This window comes from Variovorax beijingensis (assembly GCF_003951285.1).
In the GTDB taxonomy this organism is placed as follows: domain Bacteria; phylum Pseudomonadota; class Gammaproteobacteria; order Burkholderiales; family Burkholderiaceae_C; genus Variovorax; species Variovorax beijingensis.
In genome coordinates this window covers 1-1,212 of sequence record NZ_RXFQ01000075.1, presented here as the reverse complement: position 1 = coordinate 1,212, position 1,212 = coordinate 1, and the positions used below count along the sequence as shown (strand labels likewise).

Below are 1,212 nucleotides of genomic sequence, written 5' to 3'. Positions count from 1 at the left end.
CGCCAGGATCGTCGGCCACGACGCCGGCCCGGTGCGCACACCGCTCACGGACCTCAAGCCCGCCGAGATGGAACAGCTCAAGGCGCTGATCGACGCGCTCGGCCCGCAGTAATCCTCGTTCGACCTATCCCAACGGAGACATCATGAAAAAGCTCTTGATTGCATTGGCCTGTTCGGTTTCGGTGGCCGCTTTCGCGCAAGGGACGAACTGGCCTGAAAAGCCGGTGACCATCGTCGTGCCTTTCCCGGCAGGCGGATCGACCGACATGGTGGCGCGCGCGATGGCATTGCAGATGCAGACCAAGCTCGGGCAGACCTTTCTCGTCGACAACAAGCCGGGCGCCACGGGAACGATCGGCGCCGGTTTCGTGAAGCGCGCGGCACCGGACGGCTACACCTTGCTGGTCTCTTCGCTCGGTGCCTTCGTCGTGACGCCGCATCTGCAAAAGACCGTGCCATACGACGCGACCAAGGACTTCGACTACATCAGCGTCCCGGTCCAGGCGCCGAATGTTTTGGTTGCCAGCCCCGGGCAGAAGGCGCGGACCGTGGCCGAGGTGATAGCCGAACTGAAGGCGAGCCCGGGCAAGGTGAGCTTCGCGAGTTCGGGCAATGGTTCGTCGGACCACCTGTCCGCCGAGGTCTTCTGGCAGCAGACCCAGACCGAGGGGCTCCACATTCCGTACAAGGGCGGTGCGCCTGCGATCAACGACCTGCTGGGCAACCAAGTGAACTTCTCGTTCCAGAACGTCAATGCCGTGCTCCAGCACATCAAGGCCGGCAAGCTCCACGCAATCGCCGTGACGGGCGACAAGCGCTCCCCGGTCCTGCCCAATGTGCCGACGCTGGCCGAGGCCGGTGTGAAGGGGGCCGAGGTCTATTCCTGGCAAGGTCTCGCGGCACCGAAGGGCTTGCCGCCGGCCGTCAAGGACAAGCTGGCCGAGGCCGCCGTCGCCGCCATCAACGACCCTGAGGTGAAGAAGCGGATGGTAGAGCAGGGCCTCGAGATCGTCGCCAGCACGCCGGCCGAGTTCACCGCCTTCCAGGCCCGGGAGTGGGCGCGCTGGAAAACGCTCATCGACACACGCAAGATCACCGCCGATTGACAGCCAAGGGTCCGCGCAGCGGACCTTTCTTCTTCACCGCTTCCGAGCACATGACGACATTTCCTTCTTCCTCCTCTCTTTTGTCCTCTGCCCCTGTCGTCACCGG

Annotated in this window: 1 protein-coding gene and 1 pseudogene; both read left to right on the top strand. The window is 64.2% G+C overall.

Translation table 11 applies throughout. From position 1 onward, the window contains the following. Positions 1-112: pseudogene (locus EJO66_RS32460) on the top strand (5-dehydro-4-deoxyglucarate dehydratase); the annotation flags it as partial. Between the two features lie 31 nt (positions 113-143). Beyond that, positions 144-1,106 carry a Bug family tripartite tricarboxylate transporter substrate binding protein gene (locus tag EJO66_RS32455; RefSeq protein ID WP_124962311.1) on the top strand — a complete coding sequence of 321 codons (963 nt, stop codon included), beginning with the start codon at positions 144-146 and terminating at the stop codon, positions 1,104-1,106. Positions 1,107-1,212: the final 106 nt, after the last annotated feature.

What these genes read in the sequence shown, in the direction of transcription:
- EJO66_RS32455 (WP_124962311.1), top strand. Translation starts at nt 144, where the DNA reads ATGAAAAAGCTCTTGATTGCATTGGCCTGTTCGGTTTCGGTGGCCGCT.